Annotated in this window: 19 protein-coding genes; 10 read left to right on the top strand and 9 right to left on the bottom strand. The window is 68.9% G+C overall.

The window, feature by feature from the left end:
• Positions 1 to 214 precede the first annotated feature (214 nt).
• Positions 215 to 1,528 (top strand): alginate O-acetyltransferase AlgX-related protein, encoded by a 1,314-nt coding sequence (locus ACLJPX_RS37745; protein ID WP_101611034.1) that lies wholly within the window; start codon positions 215 to 217, stop codon positions 1,526 to 1,528.
• Here the strand turns inward: ACLJPX_RS37745 and ACLJPX_RS37740 are convergent.
• The 3 genes from ACLJPX_RS37740 to ACLJPX_RS37730 all read right to left on the bottom strand — a co-directional run bounded on the left by ACLJPX_RS37740 (position 1,525) and on the right by ACLJPX_RS37730 (position 4,347).
• Positions 1,525 to 2,406, bottom strand: a complete 882-nt coding sequence (locus tag ACLJPX_RS37740; protein ID WP_101611035.1) for a metal ABC transporter permease — start codon at positions 2,404 to 2,406, stop codon at positions 1,525 to 1,527. The genes ACLJPX_RS37745 and ACLJPX_RS37740 overlap by 4 nt on opposite strands.
• A 175-nt stretch (positions 2,407 to 2,581) precedes the next feature.
• Positions 2,582 to 3,415 (bottom strand): metal ABC transporter ATP-binding protein, encoded by an 834-nt coding sequence (locus tag ACLJPX_RS37735; protein ID WP_410605067.1) that lies wholly within the window; start codon positions 3,413 to 3,415, stop codon positions 2,582 to 2,584.
• The gene (locus ACLJPX_RS37730; RefSeq protein ID WP_410605066.1) at positions 3,415 to 4,347 is read right to left on the bottom strand and encodes a metal ABC transporter solute-binding protein, Zn/Mn family; all 933 of its coding nucleotides are present in this window, start codon (positions 4,345 to 4,347) and stop codon (positions 3,415 to 3,417) included. Before ACLJPX_RS37730 ends, ACLJPX_RS37735 begins: the two co-directional genes overlap by 1 nt.
• A gap of 200 nt (positions 4,348 to 4,547) precedes the next feature.
• Here ACLJPX_RS37730 and ACLJPX_RS37725 point away from each other — a divergent pair, with 200 nt between their 5' ends.
• From ACLJPX_RS37725 to ACLJPX_RS37710, 4 genes are all read left to right on the top strand, one after another.
• Positions 4,548 to 5,648, top strand: a complete 1,101-nt coding sequence (locus ACLJPX_RS37725) for a LacI family DNA-binding transcriptional regulator (RefSeq protein ID WP_101613561.1) — start codon at positions 4,548 to 4,550, stop codon at positions 5,646 to 5,648.
• 51 nt (positions 5,649 to 5,699) lie between these two features.
• On the top strand, positions 5,700 to 6,191 hold the full coding sequence (locus ACLJPX_RS37720) for a beta-class carbonic anhydrase (RefSeq protein ID WP_410605065.1): 492 nt from the start codon (positions 5,700 to 5,702) through the stop codon (positions 6,189 to 6,191).
• 120 nt (positions 6,192 to 6,311) lie between these two features.
• Positions 6,312 to 7,187, top strand: a complete 876-nt coding sequence (locus ACLJPX_RS37715; protein ID WP_101611039.1) for an A/G-specific adenine glycosylase — start codon at positions 6,312 to 6,314, stop codon at positions 7,185 to 7,187.
• An 88-nt stretch (positions 7,188 to 7,275) separates the two neighbouring features.
• On the top strand, positions 7,276 to 8,241 hold the full coding sequence (locus tag ACLJPX_RS37710; protein ID WP_410605064.1) for an N-acetylmuramoyl-L-alanine amidase: 966 nt from the start codon (positions 7,276 to 7,278) through the stop codon (positions 8,239 to 8,241).
• On the opposite strand, the gene ACLJPX_RS37705 is transcribed toward ACLJPX_RS37710, so the two are convergent.
• Positions 8,186 to 9,340 carry an MFS transporter gene (locus ACLJPX_RS37705; RefSeq protein WP_410605063.1) on the bottom strand — a complete coding sequence of 385 codons (1,155 nt, stop codon included), beginning with the start codon at positions 9,338 to 9,340 and terminating at the stop codon, positions 8,186 to 8,188. The genes ACLJPX_RS37710 and ACLJPX_RS37705 overlap by 56 nt on opposite strands.
• Positions 9,341 to 9,508: 168 nt before the next feature.
• Here ACLJPX_RS37705 and ACLJPX_RS37700 point away from each other — a divergent pair, with 168 nt between their 5' ends.
• A complete protein-coding gene (locus ACLJPX_RS37700; protein WP_410605062.1) occupies positions 9,509 to 10,966 on the top strand; it encodes a M1 family metallopeptidase in 1,458 nt (485 codons plus the stop codon).
• A gap of 27 nt (positions 10,967 to 10,993) precedes the next feature.
• On the opposite strand, the gene ACLJPX_RS37695 is transcribed toward ACLJPX_RS37700, so the two are convergent.
• Genes ACLJPX_RS37695 through ACLJPX_RS37685 form a run of 3 tightly spaced genes read right to left on the bottom strand, consistent with a single transcriptional unit; the run spans position 10,994 to position 13,994 of the window.
• Complete coding sequence (locus ACLJPX_RS37695) at positions 10,994 to 11,995, bottom strand: LysR family transcriptional regulator (protein WP_101611043.1); 1,002 nt, start codon at positions 11,993 to 11,995, stop codon at positions 10,994 to 10,996.
• The gene (locus tag ACLJPX_RS37690; RefSeq protein ID WP_410605061.1) at positions 11,992 to 13,305 is read right to left on the bottom strand and encodes a purine-cytosine permease family protein; all 1,314 of its coding nucleotides are present in this window, start codon (positions 13,303 to 13,305) and stop codon (positions 11,992 to 11,994) included. Before ACLJPX_RS37690 ends, ACLJPX_RS37695 begins: the two co-directional genes overlap by 4 nt.
• 2 nt (positions 13,306 to 13,307) lie before the next feature.
• Entirely contained in the window at positions 13,308 to 13,994 is a 687-nt protein-coding gene (locus ACLJPX_RS37685) for a tRNA-dependent cyclodipeptide synthase (protein ID WP_410605060.1), read from the bottom strand.
• Between the two features lie 227 nt (positions 13,995 to 14,221).
• Between ACLJPX_RS37685 and ACLJPX_RS37680 the strand changes: the two genes are divergently transcribed.
• From ACLJPX_RS37680 to ACLJPX_RS37670, 3 genes are all read left to right on the top strand, one after another.
• Positions 14,222 to 15,148: a LysR family transcriptional regulator gene (locus tag ACLJPX_RS37680; RefSeq protein ID WP_410605059.1), complete on the top strand. Its 927-nt coding sequence runs from the start codon at positions 14,222 to 14,224 to the stop codon at positions 15,146 to 15,148.
• A 416-nt stretch (positions 15,149 to 15,564) separates the two neighbouring features.
• Complete coding sequence (locus tag ACLJPX_RS37675; RefSeq protein ID WP_101611046.1) at positions 15,565 to 15,915, top strand: rhodanese-like domain-containing protein; 351 nt, start codon at positions 15,565 to 15,567, stop codon at positions 15,913 to 15,915.
• Between the two features lie 31 nt (positions 15,916 to 15,946).
• Positions 15,947 to 16,387, top strand: a complete 441-nt coding sequence (locus ACLJPX_RS37670; protein WP_410605058.1) for a thioredoxin family protein — start codon at positions 15,947 to 15,949, stop codon at positions 16,385 to 16,387.
• Between the two features lie 17 nt (positions 16,388 to 16,404).
• Here ACLJPX_RS37670 and ACLJPX_RS37665 read toward each other — a convergent pair whose 3' ends face one another.
• The gene (locus ACLJPX_RS37665; protein ID WP_410605057.1) at positions 16,405 to 17,187 is read right to left on the bottom strand and encodes an alpha/beta fold hydrolase; all 783 of its coding nucleotides are present in this window, start codon (positions 17,185 to 17,187) and stop codon (positions 16,405 to 16,407) included.
• On the opposite strand from ACLJPX_RS37665, the gene ACLJPX_RS37660 reads away from it, so the two are divergent.
• Positions 17,186 to 18,628: a M1 family metallopeptidase gene (locus ACLJPX_RS37660; RefSeq protein ID WP_410605056.1), complete on the top strand. Its 1,443-nt coding sequence runs from the start codon at positions 17,186 to 17,188 to the stop codon at positions 18,626 to 18,628. The two genes, ACLJPX_RS37665 and ACLJPX_RS37660, sit on opposite strands and share 2 nt — an antisense overlap.
• A 21-nt stretch (positions 18,629 to 18,649) precedes the next feature.
• On the opposite strand, the gene ACLJPX_RS37655 is transcribed toward ACLJPX_RS37660, so the two are convergent.
• Positions 18,650 to 19,837 carry an FAD-dependent monooxygenase gene (locus ACLJPX_RS37655; protein ID WP_410605055.1) on the bottom strand — a complete coding sequence of 396 codons (1,188 nt, stop codon included), beginning with the start codon at positions 19,835 to 19,837 and terminating at the stop codon, positions 18,650 to 18,652.
• Positions 19,838 to 19,862 lie beyond the last annotated feature (25 nt).

The following is a 19,862-nucleotide window of genomic DNA, read 5'->3' as shown; positions in this document are numbered from 1 at the left end:
GCCGGGGCGCGTTCAGCCCGCAAACCGCGCCCCGCCCCGCCGGGGCGCGCCCCGGCGGAGAAGCGTGCCCCCAATGTGGCATTGGAGACACTGAGCGTCTCCAATGCCACATTGGGGGCACCAGCCCGGGGTGGTCGGAGCGCGTTTAGCGGGCTAAACGCGCTTTGGGGGCGGTTCTCACCTGCGCGAGACACGGGGTGATTACGGTGGTGGGGTGGCGTCCGAACCCCAGCAACTGCCAGCCGTCCACGAGGCGTGGCTTCCGCGTGAGCACGCGCTGCACCGCCCTCGCCACGGTGGCAGGCAGCTGACCGCGCTGATCAGCGCGCTTCTGTTCTTCACCACCCCCGCCCTGCTGTGGGTGTTCGGCGTGCGGCCCGGCGAGATCGAGAACCACAAGCTCGCGAGCTTCCCCGGCCTGGACAAGGGCTGGGCCTTCTTCACCGATCTGCCGACCTGGGCCATCGACCAGCTGTCCTTCCGGCCGGGCGCGATCGCCGCCGCGGACGCGATCAGCCGCGGGGTCTTCGGCGAGGGCGCCCCGCTCGACCAGCCGCCACCGCAGCAGCAGGCGGGCCCGATCCCCGCGCCGCCCGCGCCCAGCCCGTCCAAGACCGCGCCCACGCAGGGCCCGACGCCGAACGCCGCGTCCGGCTATCGCCGCGTCGTGCAGGGCCGGGACGGCTGGCTGTACTACGGCTACGACGCCGACGCGAAATGCGATCCGTCCCGTCCGCTGCCCGAGACCATCGACAAGATCAACGAGCTGCGGCGCGCGGTCGAACAGTCCGGGAGGCGGTTCGAGCTCGTCGTCGCGCCGGACAAGTCGACGATGGTGCCGCAATTCCTGCCTGACACCTACCCCGGCAAGGACTGCTCGCAGTCGGCCGAGGCGGCCACCTGGCACCGGATGCTCAAGGACGCCCGCGCGATCGACCTGCGGCCCGAGCTGCGCGCGTCCGAGGGCCGGGTGCAGCGGCCGGTCTACCCGCCGAACGACACCCACTGGGCCGACGAGGGCGCGCTGGTGATGACGCGCGCCATCGCGAACGCGATCAAACCGGGTGTCACGCAGACCTGGGTCAGCGTTCCCGTCGGCCAGTACGACACGGTCGCCGACTTGCCGCCGCTGATCAGCAAGCAGGGCACGAAGACGAACACGCTCTACAGCCTCCGCCCGGACGGCTTGGTCGAGCGCGCGGGCGAGCCGAACGGCGACATCGACAGGCCGGTCTACCGCACCGCGAGTCCGCTGATCGGGACCGTGGACGAGAAGATCCTGATCTACGGCGACTCGTTCACGAAGGCGTCTTCGCGGTATCTCTCGGGCGCGTTCACGAACCTGACGATGCTGGCGCACTTCACCCAGAAGACGTCGCAGGCCGAGGCCGTCGACGCTTTCGTCAACGCGAACGTCGTGGTCCTGGAGGCGGTCGAGCGCAGTGTGGCCGGTGGTCAGCTCGCGTTCATCGACCCCGGTTTCCTCACGGCGGTCAAGAAGGCGCTCGCCGAGCACCCGATCCGCTAGCGCAAGGCGGGCTGCGGCGCCGCCGTCGGTTCGACGCGGACCCGCGAGCTCCTGCCGCGCAGCCACGCGATGAGGCGGCAGACCAGGTAGATCACGAACGAGATCGTCGTGACGAACGCGCTCACCGGCTTCCCGGGCGCGAGCGAAAGGATGATCCCGCCGAGCGCCGCGACCTCCGCGAACACGATCGACAGCACGGTCGCCTTCCACGGGCTCGCCGTGACCCGCGCCGCCGCCGCGGCCGGGGTCACCATGAGCGAGACCACCAGCAGCGCGCCGACGATCTGGACGCCGAGCGCACTCGAAATCCCGACCAGCACCGCGAAGATCAGCGACAGGAGCTTCACCGGCACGCCGCGCGCCGTCGCGACCGCGGGGTCGACCGTGGCGAACAGCAGCGGCCGGTAGATCACCGCGAGCACCACCAGGACGACGACCGACGCGCCGACGAGCAGGTTCAGGTTGGTGGAGTCGATGGTGATGATCTGCCCGACGAGGATGCCGAACTTGTTGGCGCTGCGGCCTTCGTAGAACGACAGCAGCAGGACGCCCATGCCGAGTCCGAAGGCGAGGATCACGCCGATCACGGAGTCGCGTTCGGACTCGCGGCCGCCGAGGATCCCGATCAGCAGGGCCGCGATGACCGCGCCCGCGAGGCCGCCGAGTTCGACGCCGACGCCGAGCAGCAGCGCGCCCGCCGCGCCGGTGAAGGCCAGTTCGGCGGTGCCGTGCACGGCGAACGACATCCGCCGCATGACGACCAGCGGGCCGAGTACGCCCGCCACCAGCCCGAGGACGGCGGCCGCGAGCAGCGCCGTCTGCACGAAGTCGAGACCGAGAAGTTCGCCGGTGAGGGCGAAGTCGAACATCTTGTCCACGGTGCTTACCCGAGAACCCGCGGCCGTGATCGCGTCGCCAGGGCGCGATTCCGCGTCATCGCTCGCGTTGATTCACCCAGGCGCCCTGCCGCCCCGATCGCGGGGCCTCCGGCCGGGGCGGGTTCCGTGTGTGGTCCAAGCCGCACGAATAACCTCACTTCGTCTGCCACTTGCGCTAGCTGACCTGTTCGTCGATGTGGTGCGGTTCGTCCTCGCACAGCGAGCTCTGCGCCCCGGCGACGTGGATCTGCCCGCCGACCTTGAGCACCTCGATCCGCGTGCCGTACAGCTCGGACAGTGTCTCCGAGTTCATCACCTCGTCCGGCTTGCCGACCCGGAACTGGCCGTTCACCAGATAGAGCACCCTGTCCACATAGGACAGGATCGGGTTGATCTCGTGGGTGACGAACAGGACGGCGGTGTCGGCCGAACGCCGTCGCTCGTCGATCAGTTCGCTGACCGCGCGCTGGTGGGCGAGGTCGAGCGAGAGCAGCGGCTCGTCGCACAGCAGGACCTCGGGGTCGCCGACGAGCGACTGCGCGACGCGGAGCCGCTGCTGCTCGCCGCCGGAAAGCCGTCCCACCGGCTGTTTCGCGTACGCCTGGGCGCCGACGGACTCGATCGCCCGCGCCACCAGCTGCCGCCGTTTCGCGATCCCGAAGAGCCCGGTCCCCCACCGGTGCCCGTCCAGGCCGAGGCCGACCAGGTCCACCCCGCGCATCGTCAGGCCCTCGTCGAGGGCGCGCTGCTGCGGGATGTAACCGATCCGCCGGTTCTGCCCGCCGGGGCGCCGCCCCGCGATCTCGACCGTGCCCTCGGGCAGTCCCTGCTGACCGAGCAGCACCTTGAGCAGGCTGCTCTTCCCGGAACCGTTCGGCCCCAGGATCGCGAGGAACTCACCGGGCTCGACGTCGAGGTCGAGCCCGGACCAGAGGGTCCTGGTGCCGAACGCGAGGCTCGCCCCGCGGACACGGACCGCAGGACGCGCCTCGGCAGGTACGGAGGTCACTACTTCAGTGCCCCCGCCAGCGCGTCCACCGACTTCGTCATCCATGCAATGTAGTCGGTCACACCCTGGGGAAGTGTTTCGGTGACATCGACGACCGCGATCCCGGCGCTCTTGGCGTCGCCGACGACCTGCTCGGTGACCGGGGTGGTGGTCTGCGCGTTGTTGATCAGCGCCTTGACCTGCTTGCCGGAAATCAGCTGCTTGACCTGGTTGAGCGCGGCGGCGGGCACGTCCTGCTCGGCTTCCACGGCCTCGGCGAAGGCGGGCGGCGTCGCGTCGGCGACCTTCGCGCTGTCGAGCAGGTAGTGCGCGACGGGCTCGGTCGCGACGACCTTGCCGCCCGAGGCACCCAGCCCGGTGACCTTCTTCAGCAGTTCCTGGGTCTTGCCCTTGAACGCGGTCGCGTTGGCGGTGAAGGCGTCCTTCGACGCGGGCTGGATCTCGCCGAGCTTCGCGGCGACCTGGTCGGCGATCTTCTCGACGCCGGGCAGGCTGTACCAGACGTGCTCGTTCTCGTTGCCGGTCGCGGCGATGTCGACGGCGACGAGCTTCTGCGCGCCGGCGGCCTGGTCCGCGAGCTTCGAGAAGAACTCGTCGTAGCCGCCGCCGTTGGACAAGGTCAGCTTCGCGTTCTTCGCGGCGATGGCGTCGCTCGCGGTGGTCTCGTAGGAGTGCGGGTCGGCCGAGGGGTCGTGGATGATCGAGGTGACCTCGACCTTGTCGCCGCCGACGGCGGTCACGACGCTGCCCCAGACGTCGGTCGAAGCGACGACCTTGATCTTCTCGCCGCCACCCGGGTTCGCGGCGGCGGCGTTCTGCGAACCGGACGCCGTCGACGCCTTGTCGCCGGACGCGCAAGCCGTCGCGCCGAGCGCGAGGACGGCCAGGGCCGACACGGCCGCGAAAACACTCTTAGTACGGCGGGAATTCATTTACTGCACTCCTGCGGATGCCCAGGCCAGGTGTCCCAGATGCCGGGTAATGGAAACCGTTGTCAGATTCAACTGTACCCCATCCGGCTGATACCACCCCCTGTCCAGGTACGAGCTGTACCCAGGGTCACTCTGAATCGAGACCTGCCACACGTCGGGTGATGCTTCTGCAAAACGTTCTGAACCGTTACGGTTTGCGGATGGGCCGTCCTATCCGCACCAGGAGGCAGGCGACACTGGCGTCGTTGGCCGCAGAGCTCGGTGTGTCGAGGACCACCGTCTCCAATGCCTACAACCGACCGGACCAGTTGTCCCCTGAGCTGCGCCGACGCGTCCTCGAGACCGCGCGCCGCCTCGGCTACCCGGGCCCGGACCCGGTGGCCCGATCACTGCGAACGCGCAAGGCGGGCGCTGTCGGTCTTTTACTCACCGAGAACCTCTCCTACGCCTTCCGCGACCCGGCAGCCATCGGCGTGCTCGAAGGGCTCGCGCTGGCGTGCGAGGACGCGGGCGTCGGCCTGCACCTGGTCCCGGCCAGCCCGGGCCGCGAGGACGTCGCGGCCGTGCACCGCGCGGGCGTCGACGGCTTCGTCGTCTATTCCGTGCCCGACGACGACCCGCATCTGGGCGCCGTGCTGGAGCGCCCGGTGCCGACGGTGATCGTCGACCAGCCGCGCGTGGACGGCGTCGACCGGGTCGGCCCGGACGACGCGGCCGCGGTCACCGCCATGGCGCAGCACCTCATCTCGCTGGGCCACCGGCAGATCGGCGTGCTGTGCATGCGGCTGGGCCGCGAGCGCAACGACGACTTCGTCTCCATCCAGCGGCAGAGCGCCGCGCACTTCCACGTGCAGCGAATCCGGCTGGAGGCGCTGGCCGCCGCGTTCTCCGCGGCCGGTGTCGACTGGTCGACCGTGCCGGTGGTCGAACGCTTCGACCACACCGTGGACGACGGCGCGTCGGCCGCGCGACAGCTGCTGGACGCGTATCCGCAGGTCACCGCCGTGATCTGCACTTCGGACATCCTCGCGCTCGGGGCGCTGGCCGAAGCGGAACGCCGTGGGCTGCGGGTGCCGCAGGATCTGACGGTCACCGGTTTCGACGGCATCACCGAGGCCGAGCGATCCGGGCTCACCACGGTCCACCAGCCGGTACTCGAGAAGGGCAAGGCGGCGGGCAAGCTGCTGCTCAGCTCGGCCGACCGGGTCGGGCCGAAGGTGATCACCCTGCAGACCGAACTGCGGGTCGGCCGCACGTCGGCGCCGCCACGAACGGCCGAAGAACGCTGGTTCGGGCCGTGATGTAGCCCGTAAAGCGTTGCTCTCACCGAGCGTGTCCGTTCAAATGGTCGTGTGACCTCAATAGACGTACTTCTCAAGCGAAACCAGGAGCTGGGCGACGTCACTCCTGGTGACCGTTCGTCCCCGAGGCCCTCACTCCAGGTGGCGGTTCTGACCTGCATGGACGCCCGTATCCGGGTGTTCGAGATCTTCGGCCTGCTCCAGGGCGAATCCCACGTCCTGCGCAACGCCGGCGGTGTCGTCACCGACGACATGATCCGTTCGCTCGCGCTGAGCCAGCGGAAACTGGGCACGCGCGAGGTGCTGATCGTCCAGCACACCGAATGCGGCCTGTCCATGGTCACCGAAGACGACTTCAAGGACGAGCTCGAAGAGAGCACCGGACTGCGCCCGACCTGGGCCGTCGAGGCGTTCCGCGAGGTCGAGGACAGCGTGCGCCGGTCGGTGCAGCGCGTCCGGCGCAGCGACTTCCTGCCGCACCGGGACAACGTCCGCGGTTTCGTCTACGACGTGAAGACAGGGCAGTTGTCCGAGGTCGCGTGAGCTGAAGGGGACTTTCACCGCATGCGACGCGGCGAAAGCGCCCTTCACCACGTGAGACGAGGGGAATGGCCCCTTCAGCCCCAAGGGTGGCCGCGCGGGCTCACCTTTTAAGCTGGCCCCGTGGGCGTCGACGCGGATGTGCTGACCGGATGGTTCGACGAAGTGGGGCGCGATCTGCCCTGGCGTGAGCCGGAATGCACCGCCTGGGGCGTGCTCGTCAGCGAGATCATGTTGCAGCAGACGCCGGTCGCGCGGGTCCAGCCGATCTGGCTCGAATGGATGGCGCGCTGGCCGGTGCCGTCGGCGCTGGCGGCGTCGTCCCAGGGCGAGGTCGTGCGCGCCTGGGGCAAACTCGGCTATCCGCGCCGCGCGTTGCGGCTGCACGCGGCGGCGGCCGTCATCGCCGCCGAACACGGCGACGTCGTTCCGTCCGATGTGGACACTCTGCTCGCGTTGCCCGGTATCGGCGCGTACACCGCGCGCGCGGTCGCGGCCTTCGCCTACGGCAAGCGGGCACCGGTGGTGGACACGAACGTCCGGCGCGTGGTGGCCAGGGCGGTGCACGGCGCGGGTGACGCCGGGCCGCCGTCGAACACCCGCGACATGGCCGACGTCGAGGCCCTGCTGCCGAAGGAAGACGCGCCCGCCGCGAAACTCTCGGCGGCGCTGATGGAACTCGGCGCGCTCGTCTGCACCGCCCGCTCGCCGCGCTGCGCGGACTGCCCGATCTACGACGACTGCGCCTGGCAGCACGCGGGCAAACCCGCCTACGCCGGGCCCGCGAAGCAGGTCCAGAAGTTCGCGGGGACCGATCGCCAGGTGCGGGGGCTGTTGCTCGACGTCCTGCGCGGAACCGAAGGCCCGGTCGAGAAGGCGCGGCTCGATCTCGTCTGGGACGAATCCGGGCAGCGCGACCGTTGCCTCGACTCCCTGCTGGTCGACGGCCTGCTCGAACAGACCGGCGACGGTCTGTTCGCCCTCCCCGGGGAACACTAACGCATTACGACAAAAGTTGGTCAATGGTTGTCAACGACGCGATGGCGGGTTAGTTTTCCGGCCAACGCGCATGATGGGAGCTACGCCCGTGGCCGACTTCGACCGACGTACCGCGCTCAAGGGCGGCCTGACGGTAAGTGCCGTCGGGCTACTGGGGACGACAACGTTTTCCGCCGCCGCCGTCGCGGCGCCTGGGGCACCAGAACCGAAGATCCATGACACGGCGGCCTGGGGCGCCCGGCCGCCGAACGGGACGATCGAGGTGCAGAACCACAAGCCGACGTACATCGTCGTGCACCACACCGTCGATCCCGGCAACGTCACCGACTATTCGCTCGAACACGCCTTCTGGGCGTCGCGGGCGATCCAGAACTTCCACATGGACACCCGCGGGTGGGTGGACAGCGGCCAGCAGTTCACGAACAGCCGCGGCGGGCACATCACCGAAGGCCGCCACCGCAGCCTGGAAGTGCTGCGCGGCGGCACGAAGCACGTGCTGGGCGCGAACGTGGGCAACAACAACAGCACCTGCATCGGGATCGAGAACGAAGGCCTCTACAGCACCGAGAACGTCACACCGGCGCTCTGGGACTCGCTGGTGAAGATGGTCGCGTACATCGCGTCGCAGTACGGGATCTCGCCGCAGTTCATCAAGGGGCACCGGGACTTCAACTCGACCGAATGCCCGGGAACCGTGCTGTACAACCGGCTTCCGGAGCTGCGCACCGCCGTCGGGAACCTGCTGGGCTCGGCGTCGCCGAAGGCCGACCTGCCCGAGTGGCCGCTGCTCAAACCCGGCGATACCGGACCGCGGGTGCGGGTGGCCCAGGAACTCCTGCGGGCACGCGGTTTCGCCGTCCCCACCGACGGCCTGTTCGGACAGTCCACAAAGGACGCGGTCAGCACGCTGGCGGCGAAGCACGGGCTGGAGCGCGACCTCTGCGGCGCGACAGCGGCGACCGACGAGACCGGGTTCCTCGGCTCCGACGTCTGGCCGCTCATCGTAGGGCCCGGGACCGATCTGCGGGCGCTGAAAGCACGACTCGCCGGCTGAACGCCAGCGGCAAGAGGATCACGAAGGCGGCGACCCAAGGGAGCGAGGACGTTCCCAGCGGCAGCAGCAGACCGCCGATGAGCGCACCCCCGGCGACGGCGCCGTTCCAGGCCGCGATGGTGAGCGACTGGGCGGCGTCGGCCGTGGGGCCCGCGATCAGCGCGGTCACCGCCTGGAACGCGGTGGGCGCGCCGCCGAACGCCAGCCCCCACAACGCGGCGGCGGTCAGCACCAGGCCGTGGACACCGTCGCTGATCCCCAGCAGGACGATGGCCGCGGCCGTCACGCCGGTGCAGAACATCAGCACGGCCCGTGGATGGCGGTCGAGCGCGGTACCCACCACGACCAGCCCGCCGACCGTCGCGCAGCCGAACACCAGCAGCGCCACGCCCAGCATCCCCGCCACGTCCAGCCCGGCGAGAACCGGACCGATGTAGGTGTAGGCCACGTTGTGCCCCAAGGAGAACAGCGCGACCGTCGCCAGCACGGGCCGCATCCCGGGCAGTCTGGACGCGGCCAGCGGCCGGGTGGACGCCGCCGGATCCGCGGGGACGGCGGGCACCACGGCGATCACCCACGCCAGCAGCAGCACGGTGATCAGCGCCATCGCGGCGAAGGCCCAGCGCCAGTCGGCCAGTTCGCCGAGCGCGGTACCGGCGGGCACGCCGAGCGCGAAACCGATCGGAGTGCCGGACATGGCCACCGCCAGCGCGCGCCCGGTGAGTCCCGGCGGGGCGAGGCGCATCGCGTAACCGGCGACGAGAGACCACATCACCCCGGTCAGCGCGCCGGAGACGATCCTCGCGGCCAGGATCAGCGGATACGACGAGGACACCGCGATCAGCAGGTTGGTCACCAGGAAACCGGCGATCAACAGCAGGAGCAACCGTTTGCGCGGGACCCGGAGTGTCGCGCTGGTGAGTGGGATGGCGGTCAGCGCGGTGGTGATCGCGTACACCGTCACCAGCTGCCCGGTCGCCGACGGGGAAACGCCCAGGTCCTCGGACATGCCCAGCAGCAGCCCGGCGGGCAGCACTTCGGTGAGGCAGCCGAGGAAGACCGTCGTCGTCAGCGCGAGCAGCGCGGGGATGGGCAGCATGCCCCGACGATCTCTTCCCCGGTGCGGCGCGGGGTAGTCCCGGGCGGATATGCCGTGGGGTTATCGGCCGGGGATAACCCCACGGCATGACCGGCTGACAGTGCCGCGCGCGGCGCGGGCGCACGCACGATGGCCGGGCATCCTCCCCCGTAGAGAGAAGGCTCGTTCATGACCGTGCGGATTCGGTGGCAGGAGCCCTTGTGCACCGCGCTGCTCGCCACCACGATGATCGGCACCTGCCAGGCTCCGGCCACGGCTCAGCCGGCACCCGGCAGTGACGGGTACGTGCACGTTTCACCCGACGGTACCGTCCTCGGCGCCGATCCTTACTACCCGAAGGACGGCAACGGCGGTTACGACGTCGACAAGTACGCGCTCGCGCTGGACTACTCACCGTACTCGATGCTGTTGAACGGCAAGGCGACGATCACCGCGACGGCCACCCAGGACCTCAGCCGGTTCGACCTCGACCTGCGCGGCCTCACCGTGCGGTCGGTGACCGTCGACGGGGTGCCCGCCACGTTCCGGCGGGCGGGTGAACACGAATTGGTGATCACCCCGCGGACACCGCTGGCCGAAGGCGCGCGGTTCACCGTGGTGGTCGGTTACGACGGGCGCCCGGAGCCGATCGGCACGGCGCGTGGCCGCGTCGGCTGGCTGGGTACTCCCGGCGATTCCGCCGTCGCCACCGGCCAGCCGCGTTCGGCGATGACCTGGTTCCCCGTCAACGGCACCGAGGTCGACAAAGCGACCCTGCGTGTCTCCGTCACCGTCCTGGACGAATTCTCCGTGCTGGGCAACGGTTTACCGGTCTCGGACGTGCCCGCCGGCTTCGGACGGCACACCGTCACCTGGTCGGAGGACACCGCACTGGCGCCGAGCACGGCGATGCTCGGCATCGGGCGCTGGGAGGTCGAGCGGATCACGCTTCCCGGTGGCCGGACCGCGATCAACGCCTACCACCCGTGCGCCGTCGACAAGCGGAAGATCGGCGGACAGCTGCCCGAGGTGCTGGAGTTCCTCACCGGGAAGTTCGGCGACTACCTGCAATCGGCGGCGGGCGGACTGTTCCTCGACCGCTCTCTCGGTTACACGCACGGCGCCCAGACCCGGCCGGTGTACGGCCGCACGGCCACCATCGCCGACCTGGTGTACGCCACCGCGTACCAGTGGTGGGGAGCCGGGGTGAGCGGCAAGATGTGGCGCGACGCGCTGATGCCCGAGTCGATCGCGCAGTACGCGGTGTGGCTGTGGGACGAGGCCAAGAACGGCGTCGACCTCGACCGGCGCTACCGCGAAATGGTCGCCAAGGTGAGCGGTGACACCGGTTTCTGGACGCCCAAGATCACCGATCCCGGCAAGGGAGCCGAATTCGCGCCCACCACCAAGGCCGTGCTGATGGTGCACGCGCTGCGCCGCACGATCGGCGACGACGGGTTCTTCCAGATCATGGCGGGCTTCCCGATGATCAACCCGCAGGGCAACCAGAACTGGCACGACTTCGAGCTCTATGTCTCCGCGATGACCCAGCTCGATCTCGGCGCGTTCAACCACGCGTGGCTGGACGGCACGGTGCGGCCGCCGGACGAGCTCCTCTATCCCGGGCCGCTGCGCCCCTCGCGATGAGAACCCCGCCCGGACGACGTGACCCGATCATCCGTCGTCCGGGCGGGTCCCCAAGTCACCGTGGGACTCCAGATATCCGGCGTACACCGGGGCCGTCCTCGCCTCGGCCCAGTACGTTTCGACCACGGCGGCGAGCAGTTCCTCCCGGCGCCCCGCCACGAAGGTCTCCCGGTTCCAAGCGAGAACATGCCTGCGCGGCAACACATCCCCGAGCAGAGGCCGGGTCACGACGCCGAGGTTCCGCGGATCGCAGATCGGCTGTGACAGGCCGATCGCGCCCGCCCGGACGACCATGAGCGCCACCTGCTGCGAAGTCACCTGATGGGCGACCGACGGGCTGAAGCCGTACCGGGCGCAGGTGTCGGCGAAGTACTTGGTGAACGTGGCCGCCGAGGAATCCGACACCATCACCCAGGATTCGTCCCGCAGCGCACGCAGGTCGACGACCTCCTCGCGGGCCAGTGGATGTCCTTCCGGCAGCAGGACGAAGGTCGGCTCGGTCACCACCACCGCGGTGTCCACACTCGCGGGGATTTCGAGCTCGTATCCCGGATATTCCTTGACCAGCCCCAATTCCGCGCGCCGCTGGGCCAGCAACGGCAGCAGCCGCTCGGGATGGTCGTCGTGCACGACCTGCACCTCGGAGACCTCGGGCCACAACCGGTGCACCAGCGACGGCAGATGCGCGACCAGCGCGCTGGCAACGGACGCCACCCGGACGACGTCGGGCGGGCCGCTGGGACAGACGCGCTGCTCGATGTCTTCGAGCAGTTTGTCCAGCTGTGGCAGCAAAGCGGCGGTCCGCCGCAACAGCAGCTCGCCCATCGGCGTCGGTGTCACGCTGCCTTCCCGCCGATCGAACAACTGGTAGCCCAGCATGTTCTCCAAACGTTTGAGCTGCGCGGACACGGCGGGCTGGGTGACGCCGAGCGCGATCGCGGCACGGGAAAGGCTGCCCGTGTCCGCGATCGCCCGGATCACCCGCAGGTGGTGAACATCAAGCTGTACGACGTCGAACTCCTTTGTCACGTACGGGATTTCGCCCCGCCGGAAGAAGTCATCGCCACGGAATCACCCGTGGCCCTGGTCCGTCTGCCCAGAAGAATATACAGGAGAAAGGCGCCGAAAACGGAATTCACCGTGGGAATTCCCCACGGCAGCCAGGCACCCACCGCGGCCCCGGCCACCCAGCAGATCAGCGCGACGGGAACCCAGGACGGGCAAGACGACGGCAGTTCCCCGGACGCGCGGGTGGCGTCCAGATCCGGTTTCCAGCGCCGGACCACGTAGTACTCGGCGATCACCACTCCGGCCACCGGTGGCGTGAGCACGCCGACCCAGGTCAGGAAAGTGGTGAAATGGTCGAGGATGCCGATCGCGGAGAGCACCGTGCCGAGACCGCCGAGCAGCAGGGTCGCGGTGGTGCGGTCGAGCCGCCGGGACAGCAGCACCTGCACGGTGTTCACCAGCCCGAGCGAGGAGGAGTAGAGGTTCCAGTCGTTGATCTTCAGGATCGCGGTGACCAGGATCAGCGTGCCGAGCACCCCGGACGACGAGGTGATGATCCCGACCACGTCGGCGCTTTTCGCCGCGTGCGCGAGCAGAACCCCGATCAGGCCGATCAGGTACTGGCCGAGGGTGATGCTGACCAAGGTCTGTTTCACCACGTCGGACGCGGTCCGGTTGAACCGGGTCATGTCCGGGGTCATGATCGCGCCCATGATGAACGCGCCCGCCACCAGCGTGGTGCCCTGCGCCAGCGACATGGCGGGCCCCGGCGGCGGCTCGGCCATCAACGCGGGCAGCGAATGGTCGTCGAGCGCGGTGACGATCGAATACCCTGCCAGCGCGAGGAAAGCGGGCACCGTCAGGTACGCCGTCCAGGCCATCGCGTGGAAGCCGAACACGACGATCGCGGTGACCAGCGCGCCGCCCGCGAGCGCCCACACCCAGACCGGCGGGCCGCCCATCAAGGCGTGGAGACCGTGGGCGAACACGTCGTTCTGCACCCCGAACCAGCCTGCCAGGCTCAGCGTCATGAGCAGCCCGACCAGCGAGGATCCGCCGGTGCCGAATCCGGTCCAGCGCGCGAGCACCGACGTGGACAGCCCTTCCCGGGTGCCGGCGATGCCCATCAGGATGGTGATGATCTCCAGCAGTACCGAACCGATCGTGATGGCCAGTACCGCGTTCCAGAAGGTCATGCCGAACCCGAGTACCGCCCCGAGCAGGAACTGGTGGAACGAGGAGACCTGCCCGAACCGTTGCAGCGCGACGGAAACCCAGGAGTAGCGGCGTTCGGCGGGTACCCGGCGCAGGGAGAAGTCGTCGTGTTCCACGGTCACTCCGCCCGTTCCGGGACGGCTTGTTCGAGGACGACGAATCCCTGACCCGGCAGTGGCCGCCAGGAGAGTTCGCCGCGGTACAGCCGTTCGAGGAACCCGACCCGCTGGTGATAGGCGAAAACGGAGCTTTCGACCCCGGCGACCGCGACGGTGCCGACGAACATCGGCAACTCGGCCAGGAAGTACCGGACCGCGCTGCGCAGCTGGTCACGGCTGGGGTGTTCGCCTTCGGGCAGCCGCCGGTCCAGCACCCAGCCGGTGGCGCCGAGGCACTGCTCGGAGAACTCCGGGTCGGTCGCGAACCGCTGGTGTGCCTCGGAAAGCAGGCCGAGGTACGCGCGATCGGTTTCGAGCACCTCGGCGTCCAGGATCAGGGTGTGCGGATCCGACGGGCAGACCTGCTGCAACGCCCGGACGATCTTGTTACGCGTGTAGTTGCCTTGACGCTGCGCCTTCTGCGCCGCGCGAACCGGGTCGTAGCCGAGGGCTTCGAGGGTGAACGCGGACGGCCCGTCCGGCACGAAGAAATGAAAGCCCTGAAAGGCCGACATGGCCCAGCGGGCGAGATCGGCGATCCGGTCCACCGTGAAATAGCTGTTGAACGGGCTGACGCCGATGCAAACGTGCTCGGCGCGCGCCAGCGGATCGGTACAATGCTCGGTGAGCGGCTGTGGTCGCAGCAAGACGGCTCCTGATTCGCGTGATATGCGCCGGAGTTGAGGCGTCGACCGAACGTAGCCACGGCGGGTAATCCGCGGTATTGCCGATCGTGGCTGTCATCGCGTTATAGGAATTCGACGATCTTTCGTGCCTGCGGGACAACGGTTGAATCGGCGCGACCTTCGGGGGTGCCGGACGCGGGCGGAGCGCGGTATACGAAGTCATGGAGATTCAGGTTCGGCATCTTCGCGTGATCTGTGAAATCGCTTCCTCGGGCAGTCTCAACCGTGCCGCGGCCGGGCTGGGCCTCGGGCAGCCCGCGCTCAGCCACCAGTTGCGCCGGATCGAGCGGATGGTCGGCGGCTCACTGTTCCACCGCGACCAGCACGGGGTGCGGCCCACCGAACTCGGCTCCCTGATCCTGCGGCGGGCGCGCGCGATCGTGCTCACCTTCGACGAACTGGAGCTCGACTTCCACCGCCAGGAACCGGAGGTCGGCGAATCGGTCAGAATCGGCTGGAACGACAGCGCCATCACGGGTTCGCTGCTCGGCGGGCTGCGCGACCTGCGTCCGGGCGAACCGTTCCGCACGCGCGCGGACACCTCCCGCACCCGGCTGCTCGCGCAGGTCGCGAACCGCGGCATCGACCTCGCGCTGATCATGATCTGCGGCGGACGCGGGCTGCCGGTGCCGCCGGAGGTGCGGACCATGACCCTGGTCAGGGAACCGTCGTTCGTCGCGGTCCCGTCCGGGCATCCGCTCGCCGACGCCGAGGAGATCGAACTCACCGAACTGGCGGGCGAGGACTGGATCGTGTCGAGCGGGGGCGACGGCTGCCGGGTGGTGTTCCGCGAAATGTGTCTCGCGCACGGTTTCGACCCCAGGATCACCCACGACGTGGACATCGACACCGCGCGGGAAGACCTGGTCAGCGGCGGATACGGCGTCGGGCTGGTCCAGCCGACCCGGCCGCCGTCGGACGGCCTGGTCATCCGGCCGCTGGCGGGGGCGCCGATGTGCGTGCGGCACGTGCTGGCCTGGCGGGAGGACGGCCCGTGCGCGCCCCGCGTCCAGGAACTCGCGGGCGAGGCGACGGCGGGGTACTGGCAGCTGGCCGAACGGACGGCGCCGTACCGGACCTGGCTGCACCGGCACGGGCGGCTGGCCGCCGGCTGACCGGTCCGTGAAGGCCTCCTTGCCTACCTTGAGGGTAGGGAAGGAGGCCTTCACGGACTTTCGCTACCAGGGGCGGGGCAGCCTCAGGACAGCCGGGCTGCGGTCGCGGGTGGCGTGGCTGGCCGCCCCCAAGTACATGAAGGTCCCCTTCATTGCGCCTAGCGCCGTGAAGGGGGCCTTCATGTACTTAGGGGCGGTGTGAAGGGAACTTTGAGGGACCCAGGGTCCCTCAAGGAGGCCTTCACGGACTGTCGCGGCCACCGAGGGCGGGGGCTGAGGGACCGCGGCGGCCCGCCCCATCGCGCAGGTCCCTCCGGTCGATAACCCTCCGGCATGTCGAGGCGGCACTAGAGCGCGTCCCGGAAGACGGCCGACGATGGGAATCGTCAATCACGGTCGTGAAGAGAAGGGGCACCATGCTGCCGTTGATCTCTCGTACGGAACTGCTCTCCCGAATGGAGGCCGGGTCTGTGGTGGTGGTCGACACGATGCCGGCCGCCTATTTCGAAAAGGAGCATCTCCCGGAAGCGCGCAACATTCCGGGATTCCCGTACGAACAGGCCGCCGAATTCACCGATCACCTGGCACCGACGGTGCTCCCGGACAAGACCGCCGCGATCGTCGTCTATTGCGCGAACACGCCGTGCCGCAACAGTGAATTCGTCGGACGGCGGCTGCTGGAGCTCGGGTACACGAACGTCCGCAAGTACCGCGAAGGCATCGAAGACTGGGTCTCGAACGGTTTGCCGACCGGTTCTTCGTCCTGAGTGGACACACCCCGCATCTAAGGAGAACGTCTTGTCCAAATGCAAACGGTTCGTCTGCGTGCTGGCCGGCGTGCTGGCGCTCATCACCGGTTTCGGTTCCGGCGTCGCTTCGGCCGCGCCGTCACCGATGGCCGAGAACGTGATGGTGGTGACGTCCGCCAACTACGCCGAGGTCATGAACATCTCGAAGCAGAAGCTGGTCATCATGGACTTCGGCGCGACCTGGTGCCCGCCGTGCCGCCAGATGAAGCCGGTCATCGAACGGCTCGCCGGTGAGTACGGCGGCAAGTTCCTGCTCGGCGAGGTCGACGTCGACCAGAGCCGGGACCTCTCCAGCCGCTACAACATCCGCTACCTCCCGACGCTGGTCGGGGTCCGCAACAGCGCGGAGCTGCCGTCCTCCCGGAACATCGGCTACCCCGGCGAGACGAAGCTGCGCGCCTGGATCGACGCTCAGTTGGCGAAGGGCTGAGCGTGCGGCTCCGGGGCCTACCCGATGACGTCGGAGAGAAACGCTTCGACGGCACCGAGGTAGGTCTCCGGGGCCTCTTCGTGCACGACGTGCCCGGCGCCCTCGACGACGATGTGCCGGCCGAGGCCGCCGGGTACGCGGGCCGCGAGTTCGGCCTGCTGCCCGTGCGGCATCGCCGTCCGTTCGCCTTCGATCGCCAGCAGCGGGCATCGGAGGCGTTCGACGTACTCCCAGAAGTCCCGCCGTCCCCATTCCGCCGCGATCTCGTAAAGATCGGGGAGCGCGGCGATCAGGTGATAGCCGTCTTCGCGTTCCTCGACGCATTCGATGAAATAGTCGCCGGTGTCGCCGAAGAATTCGCGCACGTGAGCCAGTGACCGGAACGGGACCGGCCAGGATTCGAAGTGGCCGCGCCAGTCGTCGACGGTCCGCCCGCGCTGGTCCGGCGCGAAGTCCTCGCAGACCACCGCGCGGACGAGCCCGGGATGCGTCGCCGCGGTGACCCACGCGTGCAGGCCGCCCATCGAATGTCCGATCAGGACCGCGGGCTCGTCGAAGGTCTTCAGGACCGCGGCGACGTCGTCGGCGAACCGCTCGGTGTGCCAGGGGCCGCCACGTGGTCCGCGTCCGTGCCCGCGCGCGTCGAGACCGTGGACACGCCCGTACGGTTCGAGCCTTCGCGCGACCCGCCACCACGTCGTGGCCCTGCCCATCAGCCCGTGCAGGAGGACGATCGGCGGCCCGTCACCGCCGAAAGTGATCAACCCGTCGCGCTGAATCACCACTAAGCTCCCCTCCATGCGCAGCCGTGTCCCCGCCGCCGGTCTGGTCCTGGGGGTCATCTGCGCCCTGATTATCGGGTGCAGTGCCGATCCTCCCCCGGCGGCGCCCCCACCGCCGCCGCCGATGAACCCGGCGCCGGGTGCCGCGGGCGCGGGCGATCCGTATTACCCGATGGACGGAAACGGCGGCTACGACGCGGTCGAATACCAGGTCGGGATCACTTACGACCCCGCGAAAGGGCGTCTCGACGGCGACACCACGGTGACCGCGAAAGCGACCCAAGACCTCAATCGGTACAACTTGGACTTACGCGGCTTGACGGTCCAATCCGTTGAAGTGGAGGGAAAACCGGCGAAGTTCGCCAGGGAGGGCGAATTCGAGCTGGTGGTGACGCCCGCCGAACCGATCCGGAACGGGACCGCTTTCCGCACGAAGGTCGTCTACGGCGGCGACCCGTCGGCGACCCCCAAGGCGGGCGGCAGCGAGAACGGCTGGCAGAAGTCGAAGGACGGCGGCGCGTTCATCGTCGGCGAGCCGCATTCGGCGTCGTTCTGGTATCCCGTCAACGAAACCCCGCGCGACAAGGCGATGTTCAACCTCACCGCCCGGGTGCCGGACGGCTGGACCGTCATCTCGAACGGCCGCGAGATCCAGAAGACCTCGGCGAACGGCTGGTCCACGACGTCCTGGCAGGAGCGCACGCCCGTGGCGGCCTACCTGACCACGGTGGCGATCGACAAGTTCACCGTCGACCGGATGTCGCTCCCGGACGGCACGCCGCTGGTCAACGCGTACGCGCCGGGCGCGGAAGACAGGCGCGACACCGGCAGGCGGCTGCCGGAGATCATCGGCTTCCTGACCTCGAAGTTCGGGCCGTATCCGGTGGACGCGGCGGGCGGGATCTATCTCGACGAGGACATCCACTTCTCGTTGGAGACCCAGACCAGGCCGACCTACGCGAAATGGGCCGACCTGATCACCGTGGTGCACGAAACCGCACACCAGTGGTTCGGCGATTCGGTGACGCTGAATTCGTGGTCCGACATCTGCCTCAACGAATGTCTCGCGTCGTACGCGCAATGGCTGTGGCAGGAATCGCGGGACGGCCAGAACCTCGACGACCGCTATCGCGCCGCCCTCGAGATCATGCGGGGCAGCCCGGATTTCTGGACGCCGAAGCTGGTCGGCATGGGGGTGGGAAAGGAATTCCACGGCGTCTACGACAAGGGGATCCTCGCCATCCACGCGCTCCGGCGCAAGATCGGCGAAGGCGCGTTCGCACGGCTGCTGAAGGAATGGCCGGCGGCGTATCGGAACGCCAACGCGTCCTGGGCGGATTTCGAGGCGTTCACGATCAAGCTCTCGGAGCAGGATCTGCGGCCGTTCTTCGACGCCTGGTTCCACGACACGGTGATCCCCCCGGACGCCGAACTGCTGCCAGGCACCCTGCGGGGCTAGGTGCCTGTCGCGAGTAGTCCTCTAGTTGCGGTAGTCGGGCAGGTCGATCCCGTTCACCACGTCCCGCATCTTCCGTGACGCCAGCGCGGCGACCGGTTTGAGCCGCATCGCCCGCATCATCAGGTACCTCGTCCGCAGGGCCGTCCGCGACTTCGCGAAGATCGTCTCGGCGTTGGCCCGTCCCATCGCCTGCGTGTTTTCGACGAACTCGCGCATCACCGTCTCGTACCGCTTGAGGCCGGTGTCGAGGTCGGCGGCGAGTTCCCCGGCGAGGACGTACGCGCCGACGAACGCCAGGCTCGTGCCCTGTCCGGAGAGCGGCGACGGGCAGAACGCGGCGTCGCCCAGCAGCCCGATCCGGCCGCGCGACCACGATTCCATGATCACCTGGGAGCACGAGTCGAAGTAGAAGTCGGGGGCGTCGTCCAGCCGTTCCAGCAGCCAGGGCGCCTCCCATTCCATCCCGGCGGCGAACCCGCGGACCAGCGCCTTCTGCGCCTCGATGTCGCGGTGGTCGTAGTCGACCTTGTCCGAGGCGAACCCGAAGTAGGCCATCGCCTCGTCACCGTCGCGAATCGCGCGGATCCCGGCGGACCGGCCGACGTCGTCGAAGCCGATCGCCCAGTTCCGCAGCCCCAGCCGGTTCGGCACGGTGAAGAACGCCAGGTACGAGCCCAGATGCCGGACGAACCGGGACTCTTCACCGAAGGCCAGCGCCCGCACTCCGGAGTGCAGCCCGTCCGCCCCGATGACCACGTCGAACGTCCTCCGCGTGCCACTGGCGAAGGTGACGTCGACGCCGTCGGCCCGCTCGTCCAGCGCGGTGATCCGGTCGCCGAAGACGTATTCCGTCTGCTCCCTGGTCGCCTCGTACAGCACTTCGGTCAGGTCGCCGCGGAGGATCTCGATCTCGGCGAGGACCCCGTCGCCGCCGAAGTCGTCGGCGCGGAGGGTGGCCTTCGTCCGGTTCTTCCGGTCGACGAGCGTCTCGCCAACGGTGTCCGTGCACGCCGCGCGGATGCGGTCCTCCAGGCCCATGCGGCGGGCGACCTCCCTGGCCGTTCCGCGCAGGTCGACGGCCTGACCGCCGGGGCGCGGCGAAGGCGCGCGCTCCACGATGGTCACGTCGAATCCGTACCGCGTCAGCCAGAACGCCAGCGCGGGGCCCGCGACGCTCGCACCGGAGATGAGGATCTTCGTGTCAGCCATTCCCCGGAAGGTCCCACGCATCACA

The organism is Amycolatopsis sp. lyj-90, assembly GCF_046549035.1.
Lineage (GTDB): Bacteria > Actinomycetota > Actinomycetes > Mycobacteriales > Pseudonocardiaceae > Amycolatopsis.
Note: the sequence above shows the minus strand (reverse complement) of the source record. Positions and strands in the feature narration are given on the sequence as shown.

Excerpts from the sequence above, each read along its gene's own strand:
- ACLJPX_RS37665 (WP_410605057.1), bottom strand. The coding sequence starts at position 17,187 with ATGGAGGGGAGCTTAGTGGTGATTCAGCGCGACGGGTTGATCACTTTC.
- ACLJPX_RS37730 (WP_410605066.1), bottom strand. The coding sequence starts at position 4,347 with ATGAATTCCCGCCGTACTAAGAGTGTTTTCGCGGCCGTGTCGGCCCTG.
- ACLJPX_RS37675 (WP_101611046.1), top strand. The coding sequence starts at position 15,565 with ATGCTGCCGTTGATCTCTCGTACGGAACTGCTCTCCCGAATGGAGGCC.
- ACLJPX_RS37725 (WP_101613561.1), top strand. The coding sequence starts at position 4,548 with ATGGGCCGTCCTATCCGCACCAGGAGGCAGGCGACACTGGCGTCGTTG.
- ACLJPX_RS37700 (WP_410605062.1), top strand. The coding sequence starts at position 9,509 with ATGACCGTGCGGATTCGGTGGCAGGAGCCCTTGTGCACCGCGCTGCTC.
- ACLJPX_RS37705 (WP_410605063.1), bottom strand. The coding sequence starts at position 9,340 with ATGCTGCCCATCCCCGCGCTGCTCGCGCTGACGACGACGGTCTTCCTC.
- ACLJPX_RS37660 (WP_410605056.1), top strand. The coding sequence starts at position 17,186 with ATGCGCAGCCGTGTCCCCGCCGCCGGTCTGGTCCTGGGGGTCATCTGC.
- ACLJPX_RS37655 (WP_410605055.1), bottom strand. The coding sequence starts at position 19,837 with ATGGCTGACACGAAGATCCTCATCTCCGGTGCGAGCGTCGCGGGCCCC.